A 25,491-nucleotide genomic window follows, 5' to 3' on the forward strand; every position below is an offset into this window, starting at 1 on the left:
GCCCCATCAAAACTTCAACCTGCCGCAACTTCGAGACAATCTCTTCGGGCTTCGGTCGCTTGTTCGCCATTCTCAGTCCTCCGTTTCCTAAACATAACGGTGGACCAGTTCAGATGGGGAGGCTCACCGTAGAAACAGCGACTTCTTTGTACCAGCTTGGCGTCCGTTCAACCGGATTTTGAACTGGGGCCGTGACGTTGCAGGCCGCGACACTCAACAATGCAAAGGCTGCGGTCAACGGAAAGGCAAATTTCATGGTATCCCCACGTGAAATATCTGAATTTTAGATAACTGATTTTCAGATATATGTGAAGTGCCCATTCGGAGTAAGGATGGGCGAACGTGGAGAAGACACTTACCTCAAAGGCACATGCGAAGTTGGTACGGATGTTGATCGACAAGCGGGAAGCCGCAGGGATCACCCAAACGGAACTGGCCAGCAAGCTGGGCGAGTATCAGTCTTTTGTCGCACGTTTGGAGAGTGGCCAACGGCGCATCGACGTCGTAGAATTTATCGAACTTGTCCGCGTTTTGAATTTCGATGCAGCGGGTTTCATTGAAGAATTGATGCAGGATGGTTGCTAGTTGCGTTTCGTCGATCTTGGCCCAGACATACCAGATGAGTTGCTTCTGGCCTTAGATGAAGGCCGGGTTGTATTCTTCTGCGGTGCGGGGGTTTCACGAGCTAAGGCTGAACTACCTGATTTCTTCGGCCTTGCGGATCAAGTTCTAGGAACACTTGGCGTTCCTGACGACTCCCCAGCGGTCAAGATTTTGACCGAAGCTCGCGAAATCGAAGCACGAACGGGCGTGTCGGGTTTGATCTCAGCCGACCGCATTTTTGGCCTTCTTGAGCGCGACTTTCTCGAACGCGACATTGAACGCGCGGTTGCGCAAGCGCTTGCCCCTAGCAAAGGTGTCAACCTGTGGGCACATGAACTTCTGTTGGACCTTGCCACCACCAAGGAAGGTGTCACGAAGCTTGTAACGACCAACTTTGACAGGTTGTTTGATGATTGCGGGCGTGGATTGGACGCGTGGCAACCTCCAAGACTACCTGACCCGGCAAGACCGGGCGATTTGAACGGAATTGTCTACTTGCATGGTCGTGCGACAGAAAACTACGATGGGTCCGAGGGCGACGGGTTTGTCCTGTCTAGCGCTGAATTCGGTCGGGCTTATCTTGCAGAAGGTTGGGCAACTCGATTTTTCAAAGACGTGATCGACCGCTATTCTGTTGTGTTCGTCGGCTACAACGCAGACGATCCGCCGGTACAATACTTGCTCGAAGCACTGAACAAGTCGAATGGTCGGCTGGATGAAGTCTACGCTTTCCAATCCGGTGACGCTGACGACGCAACTTCGCGCTGGGCGCACAAGGGTGTAACGGCAATCCCTTACGACAGCGACGAAGGTCACTCAGCACTGTGGGAAACTCTTAAGGAATGGGCGGATCGCGCCAATGACCCCGAGGGCTGGCAGGTAAAAACTATCGCGATGGCCCAACACGGCCCGGAGGCGTTATCGCCCTTCGAACGCGAACAAGTCACGCATTTAGTGTCCACCAAAGAAGGTGCCCGAAAATTCCTTGAAAGCGACCCGCCTGCACCTGCCACTTGGCTATGCGTTTTTGACCCTTCAATTCGCTACTCAAAGCCGGAGCAAGACGAAAACGGATATGAAGTAAACCCCTTTGCGCTCTATGGGTTGGCAAGTGACATAGTGCCCGCGCCCATCCCCCCCGACGATCACTATGCTAAGCGCGAAACACCATCGACGGCATGGGACGCATTTTCGCTTAACCGCCGGGACAGGTTGGAGTTGCGAGACGACCACATTACGCCAATGCGGGGTGGTGCTTCACTTGTAGCGGGGCGGCTGCCCGACCGTATCAATCATTTGGGCGTATGGATTGGGAAAGTCTCCAATCAAAACGCGGCGGTTTGGTGGGGTGCACGGCAGCTAGGGTTGCACGAGGGTATTCAGGGACAAATCCGTTGGCGTCTTGAACGTAGTGACGTCGAATGTGCTCCCCACATTCTTCAAGCTTGGCACTACCTGTTCGAACATTGGCGCGCTGGGAACGTAGACGACCGTCCTGATTGGTATCGCTTCGCCGATGAACTCAAGGTTGTTGGCTGGAGCAAGACGGCTATTCGAAAGTACGAAAAGCTCTCGCGCCCGCGTCTCACTGCGCACAGCAACTATTTCCGGGACACAGTTCCTCCACAGGCTGACCAAGAGATTCGGCTGCAAGACTTGATAAGACTCGAACTTGCCTACAACGAAAACGGCCCAGACATATCAATACCAGATGAATGGTTGGCCGACGTTGTAGCAGCCCTCAAACGCAATCTGGATATTGGAATACAGCTTGAGACGGAGCGTGGCCATTACAGTTGGATGGACATACCTCCGATCATTCCTTCGGACGACCCGGACATTAGCGATTATGCCCGCAACGAAGGACTTTCCGGAGCCGTATTGTCTTATGCCGCCCTCTTCGAACGACTTCTGAACCTAGACGTCGAAAAGGCACGGCAGGAAGCCGCGACCTGGCCCACAGATGACGACAACGTTTTTGCTCGGCTGCGGATGTGGGCTAGCCGGTTTGATACGCTAGTTCCCAACGAAGATTTCACCGAGTTCTTCGACAAAGTTAGTCGTGATGCGTTCTGGAAAGTCCGTCATCAACGTGACCTGTTGTTGACACTGCAAGAGCGCTGGGCACGGCTCCCAATGCCTGCAACTAGACGGATTGAGGACCGCATCCTTGAAGGCCGAGAACGCTGGGACAACGAAGCAGAGCATGACTTTGCGCAACGCCGGGCATGGAACATTGCCGAACGTCTTCATTGGCTCCATTCCAGAGGGTGCAACCTGAACGTCAATTACGAACAGGAAATAGAACGGCTGCAAAACGCGGCCCCAGATTGGTCGCCTGAACACGCCGAAAACGCGGACCGATCTTGGGAAAGCCGGGGGGGATGGGTACGCACCGAGACTGAACATAGCCTCTTGTTGTCTGAACCTCTTTCCAACGTTTTGGCGAAAGCTCAAGAAATTGGGGGGCGAACCGGGCTAGCGCTTGTTGAACATGATCCGTTTCAAGGATTGTCTACCAGCCACCCGGTTATGGCAATTTCTGCCCTACGGTTGGAAGCCTCGCGTGGCGAGTACCCGGAATGGGCTTGGCGGCGCTACTTGAACTCAGACCAACGCAAAGAGGACAAAGGACGTCTCAAGAACTTCATTGCCGAACTTGTCATTGGGGCAAACGACGAAGCGTTAGGAGGCATAATTTACCCGGTCTCCGAGTGGTTGTTGTCCACGACTGACGACTTGCCGAATGAATGCGTTCCGACTTTCGAGCGCCTCGTCGTGCGCCTAATGGCGTTCTTGAACGAAACCCCAGACGCTGGTGGCTCTGGCATCGTGCGTGGAAGCCGCGACCCGGATTGGGCAACGGAGGCGCTAAACTCGCCCGCCGGGAAAATCGCCCAAGCATTGTATAACGATCCGCGCCGCAAGGACCTTGAGAAAAACCAAGGGCTTCCAGCCGAGTGGAAAACACTCGTCGAAAGTGCTCTTTCTCTGCCCGGCGACAATGGCCGTTTTGCCTTGGTCTTTGTTAGTCACTTGTCGAACTGGTTCCACTACGTCGATCCTGCTTGGACAAGCGACAATCTGTTGACCGTGTTGGAAACCGACGATGAAGACACGCTCGAAGCTTGGTGGACGGGCTACCTGTGGGGAGTAAAGACGCTTCCACCGATGGACCTTTTCGAAAAGCTGAAACCACATTTGCTGGCCAAGGCAGCAAGCCAAACCAAGAGCGAAAGAGACAATCGCGACAGCCTAGCAGGCTTAGTTCTTGCAAGCTGGGCCTACCCCGACTCTGACACAGGGGCAGAGCGCATCACAGACGGCGAGTTGCGCCAGCTTTTGCTGGACGCCGGTGATGGCTTCAGGGCGCGCACGCTATGGGTTCTGGAACACCGGGGTGAAGGAGAAGAAGACGACGGCGAGCACTGGAAGGCCCTTCAAGAACGGTTCCTGCGCAATGTATGGCCTGTGCAGAAAGCCGCCCGTACGCCAAAAAACTCAGCCCGCTTGATCGAACTTGCGTTCTCAAACGAAGAAACCTTCATGGCCATTTCGGAAGCAATCCTTCCGCTCCTTAGCCCAATTGAGCGCGACCACATCATGTTGCCTTCAATCCGGCGTGGCGAAGGGAACATTGTCGATAAACACCCGGAACGCGTGCTTGAAATCCTGTATTTGGCCCTTCCCGAAAATGCGAACAGTTGGCCTTACGAGATAGACGCCACCCTTGCACGCATCGGCGATTCCAAGCCGAGCCTGAAACAAGACGTACGCCTAGTCGAATTGCTCAGACGTTGGAACAATCGCTAGAGGTTCGATGCTGCACAAATGCACGATTAACTGCCTGCAACCAAGAACCAGGTCCCACCATTTCTGGCGTACAACTGCCCCTTTCCGAGACCAACCCCTTGACCAACTTCTTTGAAGCAAGCCGCACAGTAGTTCGCCCAAGGGCCGCTCTGGCCAACGGCACCGTCAATCATCAACCTGCATTGAGAGAATGGCCGGTCGCATAGTTGGCAGACAGGTAGCTCTCCCGCCCACCTTTTTGAAGATGTGGGTTCTTCGGATATTGCGAACTCTTCGATCAGATCGTTTTCGCAATCACGTAATGTCTTGGCATCTTGCAGGGCTTCAACATAGCCAGAGAATTCAGTCGAATGATTGACAAAACACGATGCTAGCTCGCTAACGAATTCACGAACCTCCGAAGCAAAGTCAAAGATGTTCTTTCCCAACGGTTTAGTGGCAATGTTCATTGACATGCCGCGGAAACGAACTTTTACGGGTTTTTGATCATCATCTAGCATCACCAATACAAATGACATTCCGAGTTCCGCTAAAATCTCGTCGTTGATGGACCGGTTCTCACCAAAGTGTTCGAACATCAAGATCATGAAGGGATCACCGCTGAAATAGCTTTGAACCAACTCGCCAAAGTTAGGCTTGGCACCGTTCCACTCTAGGAGGCCGTAAAACGTATGCGTCTCATCCTGCTTTGATATTGTCACTTCAAGGTTCGGTACATACCCGAGCTGACCGACAGCAATACCAGCAATTGACTTCAAAATGTCATCGTTGTTGAAGCAGCGCACATGGACTGTTTCATAAGCGTTCTTCTGCGCGTAATCGACAAGTGCTCCAAGCTGAGACTTCCACTGCTCGTTTGCATAGAGAACTTCAGCCATTGCATCTTTTAGCTCCGCAACTTGCGGCTTGGAGTTCAGGTCCACGACCCTATCCAAATGATAGGAACTGGTTCCGGCTTGACCGCAAATCTCGGAAACAATGGTTTCGTCATCTATATTATCGTCAGCAAACCTACCGTATCTATGCACCTCAATTTTCGCCGCTCGCTCGTTTGAAAGCCAGTGCATCGCCCTTTCTGGGTACGAGATTTGTTGTCCCCTTGGCCGCACTGCTTCGTACGCTCCGCATCCGCCCCACACCCGGTCAGCCGCTTCACCAACCTTGTCACTTTCTTCAGTAAGGTCAGAAATCCACTCCAAGAACTCTTCCAACTCACCCTTGGACAAGTTCTTCTCTATCCTCTCCATATAGTATTTGAGGCTGTGTTCCTGTTGGGCAAAGTAGATCAGACCACCGATGCCATCGACTTCGCTTCGAAGCGAAACATCCAACAGCACAAAATCTTCCAAGCCAGCATTCTTCAGAGCACTCGCCAAGGCTGGAATTCTGTTTCGCGGCTCGTCGGCCCCAACCATCTCCCAAATGTGCTGGCGGGGCGAAATCCGACGAACCAGCGCTTGTGAAGTTCTCTCGATTTCGGAAATAGCGGTGATCTCACCACTCTCTCGGACTTCTATTGAGTATCCGACACAATCGTATGGACTAGTGCGTAAGAACTCCGAAAAGGGCACCGAAAGTTCATGCCATTGCGTTGAGACGACCGCTAGGCGAATCTCGCTATCTCGAAGCAACTTGTTCTTTTTCAGAAGGGCCACATACTTTGAGAGTTCGTGGATTGCTTGCCTCGATGCCGCATCGCTTTTCTTGATCTCGACGATCAGCAATCGGTTTGCTGAATCTTTGCAGAAAATATCAACGAAACCGGATGATCCCTCATCGTTGGGAAGATACTTTTCCTTCTTGATCAGGGTTAGTCCCGGTTCAAGGATATCTAGGTTCTGGGCCAGATAGTCCCGAATATCAGCTTCTACAACCATGACTGCCTCGAGCAAGATTTCCCGTGGGTAGATCGTGGGTAGAAATCCAAATTTGGGAAATAATTGAATAAAATCAAAGCCTAATGGCGGAGACGAAGGGATTCGAACCCTCGAGACGGTTTCCCGTCTACTCCCTTAGCAGGGGAGCGCCTTCGACCACTCGGCCACGTCTCCGCCGACCCGTTTAATTGGCAGTGCGGGCGGGGGCAAGCGGAAATCTTTCGGAAAGTGATGCCGCTTAGGTGTTGAACAGAAAGTGCATCACGTCGCCGTCCTGCACGATGTATCCCTTGCCCTCGGCGCGCATCTTGCCGGTATCCTTGGCGCCCTGTTCGCCGTTGCAGGCGATAAAGTCGTCATAGGCGATGGTTTCGGCGCGGATAAAGCCCTTTTCGAAATCGCCGTGGATCACCCCGGCGGCTTGCGGGGCGGACACGCCTTTGCGGATGGTCCAGGCGCGGGCCTCTTTGGGGCCGACGGTGAAATAGGTTTGCAGGCCCAGGAGTTCATGCCCGGCGCGGATCAGGCGATCGAGGCCCGCCTCTTCCAGGCCCAGCTCGCCCAGGAACATCTCGGCCTCGTCAGCATCCAACTGGCTGATCTCTTCCTCGATCTTGGCCGAGATCACCACCGCGGCGGCGCCCTGCTCGGCCGCCATCTTGGCGACGGCCTCGGAATGGGCGTTGCCGGTGGCGGCCTCGTCCTCGGCGACGTTGCAGACATAGAGAATGGGCTTGCTGGTCAGCAGTTGCAGCATGCTCCAGGCCTTGCGGTCATCCTCGGCCACCTCGACGGTGCGCACGGGCTGGCCGTTTTCCAGCGTCGCCAGCGCGGTTTTCAGCAGGCGTTCCTGCTGCACGGCCTCTTTGTCGCCGCCACGCACCTTGCGCACGATGTTCTGCAGGCGCTTTTCGATCGATTCCATGTCGGCCAGCATCAGCTCGGTCTCGATCACCTCGGCATCGGCCACGGGGTCAACGCGGCCCTCGACATGGGTCACGTCGCCATCCTCGAAGCAGCGCAGCACATGGGCAATGGCGTCGCATTCGCGGATATTGGCCAGGAACTGGTTGCCCAGGCCTTCGCCCTTGGACGCGCCTTTGACCAGGCCGGCGATGTCGACAAAGGTCATGCGGGTGGGGATGATCTGTTTCGACTTGGCAATCGCGGCCAGTTTGTCGAGGCGCGGATCGGGCACGGCCACGTCGCCGACATTCGGCTCGATGGTGCAGAACGGGAAATTCGCCGCCTGCGCAGCGGCGGTTTTGGTCAGCGCGTTGAACAGCGTCGATTTACCAACATTCGGCAGACCCACGATCCCGGTTTTAAAGCCCATCTTTTCCAGCCCTTTCTGTCCAAAGCTGGTAGCCTTCTAGGGCCAAGTTCCCACGGCTTCAAGCTGTATGGGGTCGTGGCATTGTCAGGCAGAGATCGCGCGCGTCAGGCCACTTATACGCACGGGCTGACCGGTGCCGGGCAATGGTGCGACATGAATATGCGACGGCATCCCCATATCGGCGCCTTGAATGACGTCGAATGCCCCATAGGCCAAGCCTGCATCGCGTAAATATCCACCCAGTGCAGCGGCTGCGGCCCCGGTGGCCGGGTCTTCGTAAACCCCGTGACCGGCAAACGGGTTACGGCTGTGAAACAGGACATCGGTTTCGCGCCAGATCAGGTCAATCGTGACCAGCCCGAATTCGCGCATCAGGGCCGCTCCGGCGCTGAACTCATAGCTCATGTTTTGCAGCAGGGCATGATCCCGCAATGCAATCAGCAAGTGCTCGGCACCAGCATTGATTCGGACAATCGGAACGGAAGGGTCCAGATCGCTGTGATCCCAGCCAAAGAGATCCAGCACCCGTTTGGCCAGAGGCGCCTCGACTGGCCGGAAAGAGGTGGGCGGCGAGAGCAGCGTAATCTGCCATCCCTCTTGGGTCTGTTCAGCACTCACATGAATCTGCGCCTCGTTCAGCGTCAATGAATAGTCGCCTCGCCCGTGAACCCCGGCAAGAACAGCGCCCAAAGCGATTGTAGCATGGCCGCAAAACGGCACTTCGCCGTCAGGCGCGAAATACCGCACCCGATAGCCAGACTCTCGCGGAACGACAAAGGCGGTTTCGGAATATCCTACCTCGGTGGCCACGCGTTGCATCTCTGCGTCGGGGGGCATCTGGGCCAGCAGCGCCACACCTGCCGGATTACCCCCTGCCTCGCCCCTCGAGAAAGCTGCGATATGTTGAACGTTCATAAGAGGTCCCTTAACACCAATCAAAATAGCCACGAGCGCTTGATTTCCACTTGGGCATACAGCAAACCCGGTTCAAGAAAAACCTGAGGACTCCTATGACTCGTATCGACGCCAAATTCGCCGCCCTGAAAGCCGAAGGCAAAAAGGCCTTTGTCGCCTATGTGATGGCGGGCGATCCCGATTACGAGACCTCGCTGGAGATCGTGAAGGGCCTGCCGGGCGCGGGTGTTGATGTGATCGAACTGGGCCTGCCCTTTACCGATCCGATGGCCGATGGCCCCACCATCCAACTGGCCGGGCAGCGCGCGCTTGAGGCCGGGCAGACGCTGCAAAAAACGCTGGATATGGCGGCAGAGTTCCGCAAGGGCGATGACGAGACCCCGATCGTGCTGATGGGCTATTACAACCCGATCTACAATCGCGGCGTGCCCAAGTTCCTTGAGGATGCCAAGGCCGCCGGCATTGACGGGCTGATCGTGGTGGACCTGCCCCCCGAAGAAGATTCAGAGCTGTGCATTCCTGCCACCGAGGCGGGGATGAATTTCATCCGCCTGGCGACCCCCACCACCGATGACAAGCGCCTGCCCAAGGTTCTGCAAAACACGTCGGGCTTTGTCTATTACGTCTCGATCACCGGGATCACCGGCGCGGGCGAGGCCCAGGCCGGCGACGTGGCCCCCGAGGTCGCCCGCATCAAGTCGCAGACCGATCTGCCCGTGATCGTGGGCTTTGGCATCAAGACGCCTGACGCGGCGCAGAACATCGCCGGCGTGGCCGATGGCGCGGTTGTGGGCTCGGCCATCGTCAAGCTGGTCGAAGAGCGCAAGCCCGTGGCCGACATCCTGGCCTATGTGAAATCGCTGGCCGACGGCGCCCACCGCGCCTGATTGTTTCACATCCTTGATTTGCCGCGCGGACGCGTTGGGCGCTAGACTGATCCGTGAAAGGGTTGGGATGAACCTGCGCGCGACGCTCTCGATGCCCCTGCACCCCCGATGCTGACCACCAGATGGATCGCGGTGCTTGCGGCCTATGGCGCGCTGATGGCCTTGGGCATCGGCGCCAGTCAGGTTCTTTACACCTTTGCCGCCCCCAATCTGACCGAGGGCGAGGTTCTGGGCCTGAACGCGATGGTGGTCACTGTGGTGGCGATCTATGTGCTGGCCTCGGCCATCCCGTTCGTGCCGGGGGCCGAGATCGGGCTGGGCATGCTGATGGTGTTCGGGGCGCCGGTGGCGGTGCTGGTCTATCTGTGCATGGTCGCGGCGCTGTGCCTGGCCTTTCTGGCCGGGCGGCTTGTGCCGCAGGCCGCATTGGTTCGTTTTTTTGAGTTCCTGCACCTGCGCCGTGCCGCGGCTCTGGCCCGGCAAAGCGCCGATATGCCCCCCGATCAACGCCTGAACCTGTTGATCGAACGCGCGCCAACGCGGCTGATCCCGTTCCTGCTGCGGCACCGCTATCTGGCGCTGGCGCTGGCATTCAACCTGCCCGGCAACAGCCTGCTGGGCGGCGGCGGCGGGCTGGCGATGTTCGCGGGGCTGTCGCGGCTGTTCGCGATCCGGTGGTTCCTGCTGAGCGTGGTGCTGGCCGTGGCGCCGGTGCCGGCGCTGATCATGCTGATCGGCTATCACCCCTAAGCTGGCGCATTGCAATGCCCGCCGCAAATTGGTAGCAAACCTTGACCAATTTGCGAGAGTCTCCATGCCCGTCATCACCTGCATCGACGATCTGCGTCGCCTCTACAAACGCCGCGCGCCCAAGATGTTTTACGACTATGCCGAAACCGGCAGTTGGACGGGCCAGACATTCACCGAGAACACCACCGACTTTCAGAAAATCTATCTGCGCCAGCGCGTGGCCGTCGACATGGAGGGCCGCAGCACCCGGTCGCGCATGATCGGTCAGGATGTGGCGATGCCCGTGGCGCTGGCGCCCGTGGGGATGACCGGGATGCAATGCGCCGATGGCGAGATCAAGGCCGCCCGCGCGGCGCGTGATTTCGGCGTGCCCTATACCCTGTCGACCATGTCGATCTGCTCGATCGAGGACGTGGCCGAGGCCACCAACGCGCCCTTCTGGTTCCAGCTATATGTGATGCGTGACGAGGACTACGTCGACCGGCTGATCCAGCGGGCCAAGGATGCGGGCTGTAACGCGATGGTGCTGACGCTGGATCTGCAGATCCTGGGGCAGCGCCACAAGGATCTGAAAAACGGCCTGTCGACCCCGCCCAAGCCGACGCTGAACACCCTGCTGGATCTCAGCACCAAATGGCGCTGGGGCATGGGCATGCTGGGCACGAAACGCCGGCAGTTCGGCAATATCGTCGGCCATGCGCGCGATGTGGGCGATATGACGTCGCTGATCGACTGGACGCATAAACAGTTCGACCCGCGGCTCGATTGGGAAAAGGTCAAGGACTACAAACGCAAATGGGGCGGCAAGCTGATCCTCAAGGGCATTCTGGATGCCGAGGACGCCAAGATGGCCCTGCAAGTCGGCGCCGATGCGATCATCGTGTCGAACCATGGCGGGCGTCAGCTGGACGGCGCGATCTCGGCCATCCGCGCGCTTCCGTCGATCATGGATGCGGTGGGTGACAAGGTCGAGGTGCATCTCGACAGCGGTATCCGCTCGGGTCAGGACGTGCTCAAGGCGCTGGCGCTGGGGGCGACGGGCACCTATGTGGGCCGCGCCTATATCTATGGGCTAGGCGCGATGGGCCAGGCCGGGGTGACCAAGGCGCTCGAGATCATCCACAAGGAACTGGACACCACCATGGCGCTTTGCGGTCGAAAATCCGTGACGGATCTCGACCGCAGCGTTCTTTTGGTGCCCAAGGGCTTTGCGGGCGACTGGGAATAGTCGTCAGGTCAGCCGCCCCTGCCGGCGCGGCAGGTGCAGCGCCTGTGCAATCGTGCTTTCGGCCCAAGCCATCGCCGCAAGCGCCATCGCCTGCATGTCGGGCTTAAGCCGGATCAGGGCGGTCACAACGCCGGCCTCCTGGCTCAGCTCGGCGCCCATGGCCCGCACCATCCGCAGCATGGCGGTGTTTTCATGCAGAACCAGCAGGCGCACGCAGCGCATGTGGCGCGCGCGGGCCTTTTCCAGCGCGCTTTCGCACAGATGACGGCCCAGACCGCGGCCGCGCCAGTGCGGCTCGACCGAAACGGCCAGTTCCATTCCGCGCTGCCATCGCGGCCCCGAGGGCAGCAGCTCGGCCAGCCCGACCATCCGGGCGCCCGAGAAATGGCCGATCAGCACCGACGCCTTCCAGTCGATACCGTCGACATACCTGCGGATACCGTTGTCGGTGATGCCGGCAAAGAAGCGCATATAGCGATCCTCGGCATCCAGGCGCAACAGATGCGCCAAGACCGCCGCCTTGTCGCGGTGGCTCAGGACTCGGGTAATCCCGCCTGCGGGTTTGGGCATGACGCCCTGCTTTCCAATCCGTTCACTCGATACATTGAGCATCTTGAAGACCTTTCATTTGCACAGTCTTCCTCCCAGCTCTGCGGGGCGGCTCTTGGTTTCGGACCTTTGCCCCGCATGAGGAATAGATTGGCAGATTGCGCTATCAGTTCAAGATGCTGCGGCGCAGAATAGATTTGCGCAAAACACATGCCTCGTAAGGCGCTGTTAATAAAGGTATTTTCTGATCGCGCTTTTGTGACGCCGCGACAGGCGCTGGAAATGCTGCCTGTTGCCCGTGTGACACGCCCGACCTACACGGAAGTTGCCTCAGAGCCTTAGAAAATGGGTATTTGCAGGTGTTTTTCACTTTCCAACAAGGGGATTCTGGCCTATACGCGCGGCTTCACGCGGGCATACACCCTTGGAGGATGCCCATAACCTAGGAGAATTATCATGGCTGGTCAGATTCCTGATCTTGAAGTCACGGTTCGCGCGGGGACAGGCAAGGGGGCCGCTCGCCAAGCACGTCGTGACAATCTGGTTCCCGGTGTCGTCTATGGTGGCGGCGCAGACCCGATCGCAATCAACATCCCCTTCAACGTGCTGTTCAAGCGCCTGAAAGCGGGCCGTTTCATGTCGACCCTGTTCAACCTGAAAGCCGAAGGCCAGGACGACGTGCGCGTCATCTGCCGCGGCGTGCAGCGTGACGTGGTCAAAGACCTGCCGATCCACGTCGATTTCATGCGTCTGCACCGCAGCTCGCGCGTCAACCTGTTCATCCCCGTCGAGTTCATCAACGAGGACAAGGCCCCCGGCATCAAAAAAGGCGGCGTTCTGACCGCTGTGCGCCCCGAGGTCGAACTGGTCGTGACCGCTGGTGACATCCCCGATCACATCACCGTTGACCTGACCGGCCTGAATGTCGGCGACATCGTCCATATCTCGGACGTGACCCTGCCCGAAGGCGCCCGCCCGACCATCACCGACCGTGACTTTGTCATCGCCAACATCTCGGCCCCGTCGGGCCTGCGTTCGGCCGACAACGACGCCGATGAGGACGAAGGCGAAGCAGCCGAAGAATAAGACATCGCCAAGCGCGAACAGGAAACGCGGGGCCTTGGCCTCGCGTTTTTGTTTGCGCCACAGGCAGGCGGGGCTAAGTTATTGCCAATGACAGGAGAGGTTTGATGCGGCTGTTCGTGGGGCTGGGCAATCCCGGCGCGAAATATGCTGGCAACCGGCACAATATCGGGTTCATGGCGATGGACCAGATCGCCGGCGATCACGGCTTTGGGCCGTGGCGGGCCAAGTTCCAGGGCCAGTTGACCGAGGGCCGGCTGGGCCGCGAGAAGGTGCTGTTGCTCAAGCCCGAGACCTTCATGAACCTGTCGGGTCAGTCGGTGGGCGAGGCGATGCGGTTCTACAAGCTGACCCCCGATGACGTGGTGGTGTTTCACGACGAGCTGGACCTGGCGCCGGGCCGGTGCCGCGTCAAGACCGGCGGCGGCCATGCGGGCCATAACGGGCTGCGTTCGATCCACGGCCATATCGGCGAGACCTATCTGCGCGTGCGCATGGGCATCGGGCATCCCGGCCACAAGGATCGGGTCTCGCATTACGTGCTGTCCGATTTCGCCAAGGCCGATCACGGCTGGCTGGACGACCTGCTGCGCGGCATCAGCGACGGCGCCCCCGCTCTGGCCGAGGGCGACAGCGCCAGGTTTTCCAATGCCGTGGCCCTGCGCACCGCACCGCCGCGCTCATCCAAAAGCGCCGCGCCCGATGCGGCCAAGGCGCCCCCTGCCCCCGAGGCACCCGCCGCCCAACCCCAAACCGATGACCGCAACCCGCTGCAAAAGCTGGTCGACAAGTTCAGGTAGGATACGCAATGCAGATGGACCCCTCTGTCAACGTTCTGGGCAAGCCGCTACAGCCGTGCTCGTCCAAGCCGCTGACCGGGTTCTTTCGCGACGCCCATTGCAACACCTGCGCCAATGACTTTGGCAGCCATACGGTCTGCGCGGTGATGACGGCCGAATTCCTGGCCTATTCGAAATATGTCGGCAACGACCTGTCCACGCCGCGCCCCGAATACGGCTTTCCCGGCCTTCAGCCCGGCGACAGCTGGTGCCTGTGCGCGGGGCGGTTCCTGCAAGCGCATGAAGAGGGCTGCGCCCCCCGCGTGCATCTCGAGGCCACGCATATCAACGCCCTTGAAATCGTGCCCTTGCCGGTGCTGCGCGCCTATGCGGCCTCGTCGGGCGAGGACGGGGCCGGCTGATCAGGCACCAACCCGTCGCCCAGCAGATCTTCGATGAACAGGCCCAGCAGTTGGGGCCGCCCGCTGACCCCGGCCTTGCGATAGATCGCGTTGGTCTGGGCCTTGACCGTGCCCTCGGACGTGTTGCGCAGCGCCGCGATCTCCTGGGTGCTCAGCCCCTTGATCGCGAACAGCGCCACGTCGCGCTCGGCCGGGGTCAGGCCCCATTCGGCGAAGCGGTCATTCATCACCTCGGTGAATGCCCCCGAGGCCAGGCGCAGTTTCTCCTGAGCATGGGCCGATTGCTGCATCGTGCGTCGCAGCGCCACCGCGCCCAGCACCACGCCCAGCAACAGGCCAATCGCGGCGCCAATTTCCATCATCTCGCGCAATTGCCAGCTGATCGGGGCGGTGCGCACGCCGATGACCGATATCAGGATGTCGGACACGAAGAAGAAGGCGCAGGCAACCTGCACCATCAGGATTACGAAGATCACGCCCTTACGTGTCACTGAGCTGTCCCTGCTGCGCCGTGGTGTCGGCGCTTATGTTCTGATCCTAGTCATCGCCGCCCCCGCCGGGACCGCTGTTGCCCCCGTCGCTGTCGCCATCTCCGTCGCCGTCGCCGTCGCCGTCATCGCCACCCCCGCCGGGGCCGCTATTGTCGTGGTCATCGCCACCATCGTCGTCACGATCATTGTCGCGGTCATCGTCACGATCATCATCGCGGTCATCGCGATCGTCGCGGTCGTCATCATCGTCGCGGCCGCGGCGTTTCCGGCGGTCGTCGTCATCATCAGACTTGCCCTTGCGCGTGCGCTTGGGTTCGGCCTCAAGCAGGCCGCCGCGCTCCGGCTGCGTGACTTTCCAATAGTCGCGCAGGATCTCGCCCGAATTGGGGTTCACGATGATCTCGCGCTCCAGCCCCTTGCCCTTGGCCTCGATCCGCACACGGCCCAGCAGGGTTTTCTTGGTCTTGATCGTGGTAAAGCCCTGGTCGATCAGCTGGCGCACGATCGTTTCCTCGACCGACGCGGAAAAGGCCGGCACCGCCAAAAGCGAGCCAGCCACCAGCATTGCCAGGAATTGCCGTTTACGCATTCGCGTCACCCCGGAACCCACAAATGTGGCGTTTCGCAACTGTTCAGCATCTGGCATGGGTTGGCAAGAGGCGCAGCCCGCGCCCCTTGCCCCTACTCGATTGATCAGTCGTCACCATCGCCATCGCCATCGCCATCGCCATCGCCGTCACCGCCGCTGCCGCTGCCGCTGCCGCCGCTACCACTGCCGCTGCCGCCGTGACCATCGCTGTCGTGATCACCGTCGCTGTCGTGATCACCATCGCTGTCATGGTCGCCGTCGCTGTCGCTGTCGCCGTCATCGTCGCCACCGCCGCCGTGACCACTGCGATCGCGATCGTGATCATCATCACGATCATCGCTGTCGTCATCATCATCATCATCGTCATCGTCGTCGTCACTGCCACGACCACGTCCGCGGCCGCGATGGCCATCATCGTCATCCTCGGCGGCGTGCACCTCGTGCTTGACCAGGTTGCCGGCCCGGTCAAAGCTGCGCTCGGTCTCGATCCCGGCCTCGGTCACTTCTTCCTTGCGCAGGTTGCCGGCGGCGTCATAGGTGCGCTCGACCTTGGCGGTGGGGCTGGTGCCTTCGATCTTGACGCCCAGCAGGCCGCGTTTGACCTCGAAATGAGTAAAGCCCTGCCCTGCCAGTTCCTGCACGGCCGACTGCACGGTCTGGTCGTTGGTTGTCTGGCTCCAGGCGATATTTCCCGACAGCACGATGGCTGCAACCAGGGGATAGAATTTAAGGTTCGGCATGTCTTTGTTCCTTCTGATTGGTCCCGATGCAGCCATCGCTGCGGGCCACCCCAGAACAGCACCCCTGACTGCCCTTGCCCATTTACCCAGGGTTTATCGGCACGATTTGATCCATCGATCTAGGCGCATAAACCATAGTTTATACGCCAAAACGAAGAAAGCCCCGCGTCACCGCGAGGCTTTTTCCGTTCATTATCAGGGCGTTGATCAGTCCTTGGTTTCCATCTCAAAACCAAGGTGCTTGGCCACGGTGAAAATGTCCTTGTCGCCACGACCGCACATATTCATCACGATGATATGGTCACGCGGCAGGTCGGGGGCGATTTTCATCACATGGGCCAGGGCGTGGCTGGGCTCTAGCGCGGGGATGATGCCCTCGGTGGTGCAGCACATCTGGAACGCCTCAAGCGCCTCTTTGTCGGTGATCGACACGTATTCGGCGCGGCCAGTATCGTGCAGCCAGGAATGCTCGGGCCCGATGCCGGGGTAATCGAGACCGGCCGAGATCGAATGACCTTCGAGGATCTGGCCGTCGTCATCCTGCAACAGATAGGTGCGGTTGCCGTGCAGCACGCCCGGACGCCCGCCGGTCAGGCTGGCGCAATGCTCCATCTTTTCGTTCACGCCCTTGCCGCCGGCCTCGACCCCGATGATGCGCACCGATTTGTCGTCGAGGAACGGGAAGAACAGCCCCATCGCGTTCGAGCCGCCACCGATGGCCGCGATCAGCGTGTCGGGCAGACGGCCTTCGCCCTCTTGCTCTTCCAGCTGCCAGCGGACCTCTTTGCCGATGATGGCCTGGAAATCGCGCACCATCGCCGGATAGGGATGCGGACCGGCCACGGTGCCGATGCAATAGAACGTGTCGCGCACATTGGTCACCCAGTCGCGCAGGGCGTCGTTCATCGCGTCTTTCAGCGTGCCGCGGCCCGACGTCACCGGCACCACCTTGGCGCCCAGCAGGCGCATGCGGAATACGTTGGGGGCCTGGCGCTCGACATCATGCGCGCCCATGTAGACCACGCATTCCAGCCCGAAACGGGCACAGACCGTCGCCGTGGCCACGCCATGCTGGCCGGCCCCGGTTTCGGCGATGATCCGGGTCTTGCCCATGCGGCGTGCCAGCAGGATCTGGCCCAGCACGTTATTGATCTTGTGCGCGCCGGTGTGGTTCAGCTCGTCGCGTTTGAGATAGATCTTGGCGCCGCCCAGATGCTCGGTCAGGCGCTCGGCGTAATACAGCGGGCTGGGACGGCCCACATAGTATTTCCACAGATAGTCCATCTCGGCCCAGAAATCGGTGTCGGTCTTGGCCTTTTCGTATTGCTCTTGCAGGCTGAGGATCAGCGGCATCAGGGTTTCCGACACGAACCGTCCGCCGAAATCGCCGAAGCGGCCGTTTTCGTCCGGGCCGGTCATGAAGCTGTTGAAAAGGTCATTGGCCATGGGTGCCTCCGCTGGGTTTGCTCAGGCGTTTAATGGTTTCGCACTGTGCGGTAAAGCGGCGGGCCGGAAAAATCGGTTATCCGCGAGCCGCCGCCTTGACGAATGCCTCGATCAGGGCCGCATCCTTGACGCCCGGTGCGCTTTCGACGCCCGAAGACACATCGACCTGCCGCGCCCCGGTCAGGCGCGCGGCCTCGGCCACGTTGTCGGGCGTCAGGCCACCGGCCAGCATCCAGGGGCGCGTCCAGTATTTGCGCGCGGCCAGCAGCCGCCAGTCGAAGGACAGCCCGTTGCCCCCCGGCAGATCGGCGCCCTTGGGCGGCTTGGCGTCGATCAACAGCTGGTCGGCCACGGCGGCATAGGCGTCGATCTGGTCAAGGTCCTGCGCGTCGGCCACGCCGATCGCCTTCATCACCGGCAGGCCGTAGCGGGCGCGCAGATCGGCGACGCGCTGCGGGCTTTCATGGCCATGCAGCTGCAACATGTCCAGCGGCACCCGATCCATGATCGCATCCAGCGTGGCGTCATCGGCATCGACAACCAGCCCGACCTTGGCCACGCCGGGCGGCACGTCAAAGGCCAGCTCGGCCGCCTGCTCGACGCTGACATTGCGCGGTGATTTCGGAAAAAACACAAAGCCCACATAGGTGGCCCCGGCAGCAACGGCCGCCGCCACGTGCTCGGCCGTTTTCAGGCCGCAAATCTTGACGCGAATATTCGAGGTCATGGCGCCGGTTTATCCGGCTTTGCCGCCGCCCTCAAGCAGGGCCAGAACCTCGTCCTTGTGTTCGGGCTTGTCCTTGCGCAGGCGCTTGACCTCGCGCTCCAGCACACGAGCGTCACGCTGGGCCTGGCTGGCCTTGGCACGGTGCTTGGCCTCGCGCAGCCATTCCCAGAAGAACCCGATCAGCAGGCCCGCGATGATGCCGCCAAAGACGACCAGGAACAGCGGCAGCTCGATCGCCCAGGTCAGGCCGGTGTAATGGGCCATCTCTTCGGGCAGCAGCCGCAGGGTGACAACCTGGCGGTTGGCAAGGGCAACGGTGATCAGGCAAATGCCCAATACCGCAAGAAAACCGTAGCGCAGATAACGCAGCATATAAGCCTCGGTCAGATCAGTTGTCGTTCAGACGGTCGCGCAGCAGTTTACCGGTCTTGAAGAAGGGTACGCATTTTTCTTCGACCTCGACCGATTCACCGGTGCGCGGGTTGCGGCCGGTGCGGGCGTCGCGTTGCTTGACCGAGAATGCGCCAAAGCCGCGCAGCTCGACACGATCGCCCGACGACATCGCATCGATGATCTCTTCGAAGATCGTGTTCACGATCCGCTCGGCCTGGTTGAGGTTGAGCTCATGTTCATCCGCGATCTTCTGGATCAGTTCCGACCGGATCATTGGTTTTCGTCCCCCCCGGGAAACGCCACATGGGCGCGTTTATCATTGACTTGAGCGCCTCAAATATATGCGGGAATTCATCGTGGAGAAACAGGAACCATCGGAAAACTAAGAGAAACTGCCCATTTACACCCAATCTGACGGAGGGTTTTCCATACTTCTGCGGCGCGGCACGGCATTTCCCGGCGCGCAAACGGGCTGGTTGCGCCGTGCATGCCACAGTTGATTCGGCAAAAACAAACGGCCCCGCCGGTATGGCGGGGCCGTCCGATACCGGGCCGATGGCCCGTTGTTCTTATTCGCCGCCCTTCAGAGCAGCGCCCAGGATATCGCCCAGCGAGGCGCCCGAGTCGGACGAGCCATACTGTTCGACGGCCTCTTTCTCTTCGGCGATCTCGCGCGCCTTGATCGACAGGCCCAGACGGCGGGTCTTGCTGTCGACGTTGGTCACGCGCACGTCAAGCTTGTCACCGACCTGGAAGCGCTCGGGGCGCTGCTCGGCACGGTCACGCGACAGGTCGCTGCGGCGGATGAAGGATTTCATGCCTTCGTATTCCACCTCGATGCCACCATCCTCGATCGAGGTCACTTCGACGGTGATGATCGAGCCACGCTTGACGCCATCGACGGCTTCGGCAAAGGCGTCGCCGCCCAGAGCCTTGACGCTGAGCGAGATACGCTCTTTCTCGATGTCCACCTCGGTGACGACGGCCTTGACCATGTCGCCCTTGTGGTAGTTCTGGATGGCTTCTTCGCCGCGCTGATCCCACGACAGGTCCGATAGGTGAACCATGCCGTCGATGTCGTTTTCCAGACCGATGAACAGACCGAATTCGGTGATGTTCTTGACCTCGCCCTCGACCTGAGTGCCTTCGGGGTGGGTTTCGGCGAACACTTCCCACGGGTTGCGCATGGTCTGTTTCAGACCCAGCGAAACGCGGCGCTTGGCGGTGTCGATTTCCAGAACCATGACGTCAACCTCTTGCGAGGTCGAAACGATCTTGCCGGGGTGAACGTTCTTCTTGGTCCACGACATTTCCGACACGTGCACCAGGCCTTCGACGCCGGGCTCCAGCTCGACGAACGCACCGTAATCGGTGATGTTGGTGACGCGGCCGGTATGAACCGAGGCCAGCGGGAACTTGGCTTCGACGGCATCCCACGGGTCGGCCTGCAGCTGTTTCATGCCCAGGCTGATACGGTGAGTGTCCTTGTTGATCTTGATGACCTGAACCTTGACGGTCTCGCCGATCGCCAGGATCTCCGACGGGTGGTTGACGCGGCGCCAGGCCATGTCGGTGACGTGCAGCAGGCCGTCAACGCCGCCCAGGTCAACGAACGCACCATATTCGGTGATGTTCTTGACCACGCCGTCCACGGCATCGCCTTCGCTCAGCTTGCCGATAACCTCGGCGCGCTGTTCGGCACGCGATTCTTCCAGGATGGCGCGGCGCGACACGACGATGTTGCCACGGCGGCGGTCCATTTTCAGGATCTGGAAGGGCTGCTTCAGACCCATCAGCGGGCCGGCGTCGCGCACGGGGCGCACATCAACCTGAGAGCCGGGCAGGAACGCAACAGCGCCGCCCAGATCGACGGTAAAGCCACCTTTGACGCGGCCAAAGATCGCGCCTTCGACGCGGGCGTCGTCGGCATAGGCTTTTTCCAGGCGGTCCCAGGCTTCTTCGCGGCGGGCCTTGTCACGGCTGATGACGGCTTCGCCACGGGCGTTCTCGACGCGGTCCAGATAGACCTCGACGTCGTCGCCAACTTCGATTTCGGGAGCTTCGCCAGGATTTGCGAATTCTTTCAGATCAACGCGGCCTTCCATCTTGTAGCCGACGTCGATGATGGCCTGGCCTGCCTCGATGGCAATGACGCGGCCTTTGACGACAGAGCCCTCGGCGGGGGTGTCGATTTCGAAGCTTTCGTTCAGGAGGGCTTCGAATTCCTCCATAGATACGTTCTGAGCCATGTGGTCTCGGGTTCCTTTACAAACGTTTTTTCTGGCCGAGCGGTTGTCTCCGCCGGTCTTGGTTGGTGTCCGCCTTGGGCGAACGGGTTGGTCCGGGCGGGTCATAAAACAAAGAGGGCCGGATGTTCCGACCCTGCTCGTCTCTTTTGTTCTATGGCTTTGATCGCCTTGTCGACGGGCGCGGTATAGTGCCGTTTTGCCTTACAGGCAAGCCCTGAACAGATTGCGCGCGCTTTCGCGCGCATTGTTATATCTCGCGGCCTGCGGCCGCTCGGGATGCCTCCGGCGGGGATACTTTACCAAAGAAGAAACCTGGCTTCTTTTTCGTCCAAATATCCCGGGGTCCGGGGCAGCGCCCCGGTACGGCGCTCAGGCGAGGCGGCGCGATTGGATATGGGCGATGGCGGCGGCGACGGCCTGGTCGATGGTCATTTGCGAAGTGTCCAGAACGACCGCATCCTCGGCGGGTTTCAGGGGCGCGGTGGCGCGGCTTTGATCGCGGCGGTCGCGTTCCTGAAGGTCGGCCAGCACCTGGTCGCGGGTGACGGATTGGCCCTTTTCGGTCAGCTCCAGGTAGCGACGTTCGGCGCGGACCTGATCCGAAGCGGTGACGTAGAGTTTTGCCTCGGCATCGGGGCAGATGACCGTGCCGATATCGCGGCCGTCGAGCACGGCGCCGCCGGCGCGGCGGGCAAAAGAGCGTTGGAAATCAACCAACGCGGCGCGGACCTCTGGCAGGGCCGCAACCTTGCTGGCGGCCTGGGCAACGGCGGGGGTGCGCAGGTCGTCGCGGTCAAAGTCGGCAGGGTCGAGGGTTTGCGCGGCCTCGATCGGGTCAAGCCCGGCCAGCATGCGCGCGCCGACGACGCGGTAGAGCAGCCCGGTATCGAGATGCGGCATGTCGAAATGCGCGGCCACCGCCTTGGAGATCGTGCCTTTGCCGGCGGCGGCGGGGCCGTCGATGGCGATGCAGAAGCTCATGACTTGGTTCGCGCCAGATGCGCGCCCAGGCTTTCCATCAGCGGCTCGAAGATCGGGAAAGAGGTGGCGATGGGGCCGGCGTCATCGACGCTGATCGGCTGTTGCGACGCCATGCCGGCGCAGAGGAACGACATGGCGATGCGGTGATCCAGACGCGCCTGCGCGGTGGCGCCGCCGGGCAGCCCCCCTGCCCCCATGCCGCGGACGATGAACGTGTCTTCGTCCTCTTCGATGGTGGCGCCGCAGGCCTCGAGCCCGCGGGCCATGGCGTCGATCCGGTCGGATTCCTTGACGCGCAATTCCTTGACGCCGCGCATCACCGTCTTGCCGTTGGCAAAGGCCGCGACCACCGACAGGATCGGGTATTCGTCGATCATCGAGGGCGCGCGTTCGGGCGGCACCTCGATGCCTTGCATATTGTCCGAGAAGCGGGCTCGCAGGTCGGCGACGGGCTCGCCCCCCTCTTCGCGCAGGTTCTCGAATGTCAGCTCGGCCCCCATTTCCTGGAGCGTGGTGAAGAGGCCCGCGCGGGTCGGGTTGAGGCCGATACCCGGCACCAGCACGTCCGAGCCCGGCACGATCAGCGCGGCGCAGACCGGGAAGGCGGCGCTGGACGGGTCGCGCGGCACGGCGATGGTTTGCGGTTTCAGCTCGGGCTGGCCGGTCAGGGTGATGACGCGGCCTTCGGGGCTGTCATGGGTGGTGATTTCGGCGCCAAAGCCCGCCAGCATACGCTCGGTATGGTCGCGGGTGGCTTCTTTCTCGATCACGACGGTCTGGCCGGGGGCGTTCAGCCCCGCCAGCAGCACCGCCGATTTCACCTGCGCCGACGGCACGGGCACGACATAGCGCACGGGCACGGGGTTTTCGGCGCCCACGATGGTCATGGGCAGGCGCCCGCCCTGACGGCCATAAGAGCGCGCGCCGAACAGCGCCAGCGGATCGGTGACGCGGCCCATCGGGCGGCCGCGCAGGCTGGCATCGCCGGTAAAGGTGGCGGAGATCGGCGAGGTCGCCATGCAGCCCATGATCAGGCGCACGCCGGTGCCCGAGTTGCCGCAGTCGATCACATCCTGCGGTTCGGCAAAGCCGCCTACGCCGACGCCGTTCACGACCCATTCGCCATGGCCCAGATGCGAGACCTCTGCCCCGAAGGCGCGCATGGCCTTGGCGGTGTCCAGCACGTCCTGGCCTTCGAGCAGGCCGGTGATGCGGGTTTCTCCCACGGCCATCGCCCCGAACAGCAGCGCGCGGTGCGAGATCGACTTGTCGCCGGGCACCTCGGCCACGCCGGACAGCGGGCCGCCTTTGCGGGCAGTCATCGGGATCGGGTCACCATGGCCGGACATGTGGCTTGCTCCTATCGGAAAATTTGCGACAGGCTTAGCGAAACCGCTGGGGGTGGTCCACCGTCAATTGCGACGAGAGATCTTGCGGCCGGTCCTGGCCATGGTGATCAGCAGCGCGATGTTAACCGCGCCGGCCAGCAGCTCGGCCCATTGGGCGCGGTGATACCAAGGGTCAAAGGCGCCCTGCCCGGCCTTGGCTGCCAGATAAAAGGCCAGCGGCATCAGCACCAGCACCCCGTTGGCCGCGATCAGCGGCATCAGGCGGCGTTTGCGTTCGATCATCCGCCCGCGCCAGCCGCGCGACAGGTGCCGACCGCTGAGCGCGGCAAAGATCAAGGCCGGAACCAGCAGCAGAAAGCCCCAGGGGATGGCCTGTTTGACCCAAAGCGTTGCCTCGGGGTTGCCCCAGATCTTGGTCGCGACGGTTGCGCCCCAGAAGGTCATGATGGTCAACAGGCCGATCACGCCGGCGATCGGATGCAGGCGGCGCAACAGGGCCTTGGATCCGGGGGCGGGTTTGGTGGCAGTGCGGGGTGTGGCGGGCATGGTGGCCTCCTGCGACTCAATTATATAGCTTACTATATAATATTGCATAGCCAGCTATTCAACATGTAGAACAGGCCATGAGCTTCGATCCTTCCAGTTCCGCCGGATATCTGGCCAATCACATGGCGCGCCTGTTTGCCCAGCAGTTGCAGGCCCGCATCGCCCCACTGGGCCTGACGCCGGGGCAGTTTCCGGCCCTGCTGGCGCTATGGGCCAAAGACGGGCAAACCCAGCGCGAGCTGGTGCAAGAGCTGAATATCGAGCAGGCCACATTGGCGAATACGCTGACCCGGATGGAGCGCGACGGGCTGATCATTCGACAGCCCAACCCGGCGGACGGGCGGTCGACCATCATTCGCCTGACCGCCAAGGCCAAGGCCCTGCAAAGCCCGGCCACAGGCGCCGCGAAAGAGGTCAACGCCATGGCGCTGGCTGGGCTGAGCGATCAGGAACGCGAGATGTTTCTGGGCGCCATGCGACAGATTATCCAGCAGCTCAAGCCAGACTAGGCCGGATCAGACCCGGCGGAAGGTCAGGTAATGCGGCGTGCGGCCTTCGCGCAGGGCTTTTTGTTCGTAGCGCGTGGAAATCCAGTCGCCCCAGGGCTGACGCCAGTCCTCGGGGTGTTCGGCCAGCCATTCGAACCCGTGGCGCGGCACTTGTTCCAGCGTCTGGCGCACATAGTCGGGGATATCGGTCGCCACGCGAAAGATCGCGCCGGGTTTCAGCACGCGGGCCAGCGGCTCCAGATGATCGGGCGTCACGAACCGGCGGCGATGGTGGCGTTTTTTCGGCCACGGGTCTGGGTAGAGCAGAAACGCGCGCGAGATCGAGGCCTCGGGCAGCACATCGAACATGTCGCGCACGTCGCCCGGATGCACGGCGACATTGTCGACCTCGGCCTGACGGATCTTGCCCAACAGCATCGCCACGCCGTTGATGAAAGGCTCGCACCCGATGATACCGACATCTGGGTTCTGCGCGGCCTGGTGCACCATGTGCTCGCCACCGCCAAAGCCGACCTCGAGCCAGACATCGCGCCCACCGAACAGCGCCTTGAGGTCAATCGGTGCGCGATCGGGGTTTTCGTCCCAACCGACCTTGCCGGGCGACAGCGCGTCGAGGTCGGTATCGAGGAATTCCTTATGGGCATCGCGCAGCGTCTTGCCGTGGATGCGACCATAGAAATTGCGCCAAGGCGCCTGGGGATGTTTGTTCGAGCCGGTCATGGCCGCGCACTTAACCGAAAGGCGCTGGCGGTGCAATCGGTCTAGCCGCGCCCGCGATAGGGCGACACGCCCTGATCTGGGATCCATACGCCCTCGGGCGGGGTGCCGGTCTGCCAGAACACGTCGATCGGGATGCCGCCGCGCGGATACCAATAGGCCCCGATCCGCAGCCAGTCTGGATCAAGCAAGTTAACCAGCCGCTTGGCGATGTCGATGGTGCAATCCTCGTGAAAGGCGCCATGATTGCGGAAGGAATGCAGGTAAAGCTTGAGCGACTTGGATTCCACCAGCCAGTCGCGCGGCACATAGTCGATGACGATATGTGCGAAATCGGGCTGGCCGGTCATCGGGCAGATCGAGGTGAACTCGGGCGCGGTGAACCGCACCACGTATTGCGTGCCCGAATGGCCGGCGGGCACCTTCTCCAGGATCGCCTCTTCGGGGCTTTGCGGGGCCTCGACATTGCTGCCAAGCTGGCTAAGGCCCGAAACGTCGGTCTTGGGCATGGA

At 60.7% G+C, this 25,491-nt stretch carries 27 protein-coding genes and 1 tRNA gene; 10 read left to right on the forward strand and 18 right to left on the reverse strand.

The annotated features are described in order from the left end of the window. The 3 genes from OE856_RS09000 to OE856_RS09010 form a co-directional block, all read left to right on the forward strand. On the forward strand, positions 1-182 hold a 182-nt coding region (locus OE856_RS09000), incomplete at its 5' end, for a hypothetical protein (protein ID WP_263715757.1). Between the two features lie 160 nt (positions 183-342). After that, positions 343-585, forward strand: coding sequence for a helix-turn-helix domain-containing protein (locus tag OE856_RS09005; RefSeq protein WP_263715758.1), 243 nt, complete (start codon positions 343-345; stop codon positions 583-585). Beyond that, the gene (locus tag OE856_RS09010; protein ID WP_263715759.1) at positions 586-4,416 is read left to right on the forward strand and encodes an SIR2 family protein; all 3,831 of its coding nucleotides are present in this window, start codon (positions 586-588) and stop codon (positions 4,414-4,416) included. A 26-nt stretch (positions 4,417-4,442) separates the two neighbouring features. Here OE856_RS09010 and OE856_RS09015 read toward each other — a convergent pair whose 3' ends face one another. The 4 genes from OE856_RS09015 to OE856_RS09030 all read right to left on the reverse strand — a co-directional run bounded on the left by OE856_RS09015 (position 4,443) and on the right by OE856_RS09030 (position 8,544). Beyond that, positions 4,443-6,293, reverse strand: coding sequence for an endonuclease NucS domain-containing protein (locus OE856_RS09015; protein WP_263715760.1), 1,851 nt, complete (start codon positions 6,291-6,293; stop codon positions 4,443-4,445). Between the two features lie 84 nt (positions 6,294-6,377). Continuing rightward, a tRNA-Ser gene (locus tag OE856_RS09020) sits at positions 6,378-6,467 on the reverse strand. Between the two features lie 64 nt (positions 6,468-6,531). Beyond that, positions 6,532-7,629, reverse strand: coding sequence for a redox-regulated ATPase YchF (gene ychF, locus OE856_RS09025; protein ID WP_263715761.1), 1,098 nt, complete (start codon positions 7,627-7,629; stop codon positions 6,532-6,534). An 84-nt stretch (positions 7,630-7,713) separates the two neighbouring features. After that, positions 7,714-8,544, reverse strand: coding sequence for a PhzF family phenazine biosynthesis protein (locus tag OE856_RS09030; protein WP_263716054.1), 831 nt, complete (start codon positions 8,542-8,544; stop codon positions 7,714-7,716). Positions 8,545-8,639: 95 nt separating this feature from the next. On the opposite strand from OE856_RS09030, the gene trpA reads away from it, so the two are divergent. The 3 genes from trpA (at position 8,640) to OE856_RS09045 (ending at position 11,409) form a co-directional block, all read left to right on the forward strand. Next, positions 8,640-9,431, forward strand: coding sequence for a tryptophan synthase subunit alpha (gene trpA, locus OE856_RS09035; protein ID WP_263715762.1), 792 nt, complete (start codon positions 8,640-8,642; stop codon positions 9,429-9,431). 108 nt (positions 9,432-9,539) lie between these two features. Beyond that, a complete protein-coding gene (locus OE856_RS09040) occupies positions 9,540-10,181 on the forward strand; it encodes a hypothetical protein (RefSeq protein WP_263715763.1) in 642 nt (213 codons plus the stop codon). 64 nt (positions 10,182-10,245) lie between these two features. Next, positions 10,246-11,409: an alpha-hydroxy acid oxidase gene (locus OE856_RS09045; RefSeq protein ID WP_263715764.1), complete on the forward strand. Its 1,164-nt coding sequence runs from the start codon at positions 10,246-10,248 to the stop codon at positions 11,407-11,409. A 3-nt stretch (positions 11,410-11,412) separates the two neighbouring features. On the opposite strand, the gene OE856_RS09050 is transcribed toward OE856_RS09045, so the two are convergent. Further along, the gene (locus OE856_RS09050; protein ID WP_263715765.1) at positions 11,413-11,979 is read right to left on the reverse strand and encodes a GNAT family N-acetyltransferase; all 567 of its coding nucleotides are present in this window, start codon (positions 11,977-11,979) and stop codon (positions 11,413-11,415) included. Between the two features lie 435 nt (positions 11,980-12,414). Between OE856_RS09050 and OE856_RS09055 the strand changes: the two genes are divergently transcribed. The 3 genes from OE856_RS09055 to OE856_RS09065 all read left to right on the forward strand — a co-directional run bounded on the left by OE856_RS09055 (position 12,415) and on the right by OE856_RS09065 (position 14,242). After that, the gene (locus OE856_RS09055; protein ID WP_263715766.1) at positions 12,415-13,044 is read left to right on the forward strand and encodes a 50S ribosomal protein L25/general stress protein Ctc; all 630 of its coding nucleotides are present in this window, start codon (positions 12,415-12,417) and stop codon (positions 13,042-13,044) included. Between the two features lie 104 nt (positions 13,045-13,148). Next, positions 13,149-13,841: an aminoacyl-tRNA hydrolase gene (pth, locus tag OE856_RS09060; RefSeq protein WP_263715767.1), complete on the forward strand. Its 693-nt coding sequence runs from the start codon at positions 13,149-13,151 to the stop codon at positions 13,839-13,841. Positions 13,842-13,849: 8 nt separating this feature from the next. Next, the gene (locus OE856_RS09065; RefSeq protein ID WP_263715768.1) at positions 13,850-14,242 is read left to right on the forward strand and encodes a DUF2237 family protein; all 393 of its coding nucleotides are present in this window, start codon (positions 13,850-13,852) and stop codon (positions 14,240-14,242) included. Here OE856_RS09065 and OE856_RS09070 read toward each other — a convergent pair. The 11 genes from OE856_RS09070 to OE856_RS09120 all read right to left on the reverse strand — a co-directional run bounded on the left by OE856_RS09070 (position 14,206) and on the right by OE856_RS09120 (position 23,753). After that, a complete protein-coding gene (locus OE856_RS09070; RefSeq protein ID WP_263715769.1) occupies positions 14,206-14,733 on the reverse strand; it encodes a helix-turn-helix transcriptional regulator in 528 nt (175 codons plus the stop codon). The two genes, OE856_RS09065 and OE856_RS09070, sit on opposite strands and share 37 nt — an antisense overlap. A 46-nt stretch (positions 14,734-14,779) precedes the next feature. Beyond that, entirely contained in the window at positions 14,780-15,322 is a 543-nt protein-coding gene (locus OE856_RS09075; protein ID WP_263715770.1) for a PepSY domain-containing protein, read from the reverse strand. A gap of 104 nt (positions 15,323-15,426) precedes the next feature. Then, positions 15,427-16,062 carry a hypothetical protein gene (locus tag OE856_RS09080; protein WP_263715771.1) on the reverse strand — a complete coding sequence of 212 codons (636 nt, stop codon included), beginning with the start codon at positions 16,060-16,062 and terminating at the stop codon, positions 15,427-15,429. 207 nt (positions 16,063-16,269) lie between these two features. Continuing rightward, complete coding sequence (trpB, locus tag OE856_RS09085; protein ID WP_263715772.1) at positions 16,270-17,508, reverse strand: tryptophan synthase subunit beta; 1,239 nt, start codon at positions 17,506-17,508, stop codon at positions 16,270-16,272. 76 nt (positions 17,509-17,584) lie between these two features. Beyond that, positions 17,585-18,235, reverse strand: coding sequence for a phosphoribosylanthranilate isomerase (locus tag OE856_RS09090; RefSeq protein WP_263715773.1), 651 nt, complete (start codon positions 18,233-18,235; stop codon positions 17,585-17,587). 9 nt (positions 18,236-18,244) lie between these two features. After that, on the reverse strand, positions 18,245-18,607 hold the full coding sequence (locus OE856_RS09095) for a lipopolysaccharide assembly protein LapA domain-containing protein (RefSeq protein ID WP_412174881.1): 363 nt from the start codon (positions 18,605-18,607) through the stop codon (positions 18,245-18,247). A gap of 16 nt (positions 18,608-18,623) precedes the next feature. Further along, complete coding sequence (gene ihfB / locus OE856_RS09100; protein ID WP_263715774.1) at positions 18,624-18,902, reverse strand: integration host factor subunit beta; 279 nt, start codon at positions 18,900-18,902, stop codon at positions 18,624-18,626. 295 nt (positions 18,903-19,197) lie between these two features. After that, the gene (gene rpsA / locus OE856_RS09105; RefSeq protein ID WP_263715775.1) at positions 19,198-20,982 is read right to left on the reverse strand and encodes a 30S ribosomal protein S1; all 1,785 of its coding nucleotides are present in this window, start codon (positions 20,980-20,982) and stop codon (positions 19,198-19,200) included. Positions 20,983-21,246: 264 nt separating this feature from the next. Then, positions 21,247-21,858 carry a (d)CMP kinase gene (gene cmk / locus OE856_RS09110; RefSeq protein WP_263715776.1) on the reverse strand — a complete coding sequence of 204 codons (612 nt, stop codon included), beginning with the start codon at positions 21,856-21,858 and terminating at the stop codon, positions 21,247-21,249. Further along, positions 21,855-23,207, reverse strand: coding sequence for a 3-phosphoshikimate 1-carboxyvinyltransferase (gene aroA / locus OE856_RS09115; protein ID WP_263715777.1), 1,353 nt, complete (start codon positions 23,205-23,207; stop codon positions 21,855-21,857). The genes cmk and aroA overlap by 4 nt, the downstream gene beginning before the upstream one ends. Before the next feature lie 63 nt (positions 23,208-23,270). Continuing rightward, positions 23,271-23,753 (reverse strand): hypothetical protein, encoded by a 483-nt coding sequence (locus OE856_RS09120; protein WP_263715778.1) that lies wholly within the window; start codon positions 23,751-23,753, stop codon positions 23,271-23,273. Positions 23,754-23,830: 77 nt separating this feature from the next. On the opposite strand from OE856_RS09120, the gene OE856_RS09125 reads away from it, so the two are divergent. Further along, the gene (locus tag OE856_RS09125; protein ID WP_263715779.1) at positions 23,831-24,262 is read left to right on the forward strand and encodes a MarR family winged helix-turn-helix transcriptional regulator; all 432 of its coding nucleotides are present in this window, start codon (positions 23,831-23,833) and stop codon (positions 24,260-24,262) included. 6 nt (positions 24,263-24,268) lie between these two features. Here OE856_RS09125 and trmB read toward each other — a convergent pair whose 3' ends face one another. Then, complete coding sequence (trmB, locus tag OE856_RS09130) at positions 24,269-24,982, reverse strand: tRNA (guanosine(46)-N7)-methyltransferase TrmB (RefSeq protein WP_263715780.1); 714 nt, start codon at positions 24,980-24,982, stop codon at positions 24,269-24,271. 41 nt (positions 24,983-25,023) lie between these two features. Then, positions 25,024-25,488 carry a preQ(1) synthase gene (gene queF / locus OE856_RS09135; protein WP_263715781.1) on the reverse strand — a complete coding sequence of 155 codons (465 nt, stop codon included), beginning with the start codon at positions 25,486-25,488 and terminating at the stop codon, positions 25,024-25,026. Between the last annotated feature and the right edge of the window lie 3 nt (positions 25,489-25,491).

The organism is Actibacterium sp. XHP0104, assembly GCF_025751515.1.
GTDB lineage: Bacteria > Pseudomonadota > Alphaproteobacteria > Rhodobacterales > Rhodobacteraceae > Actibacterium_D.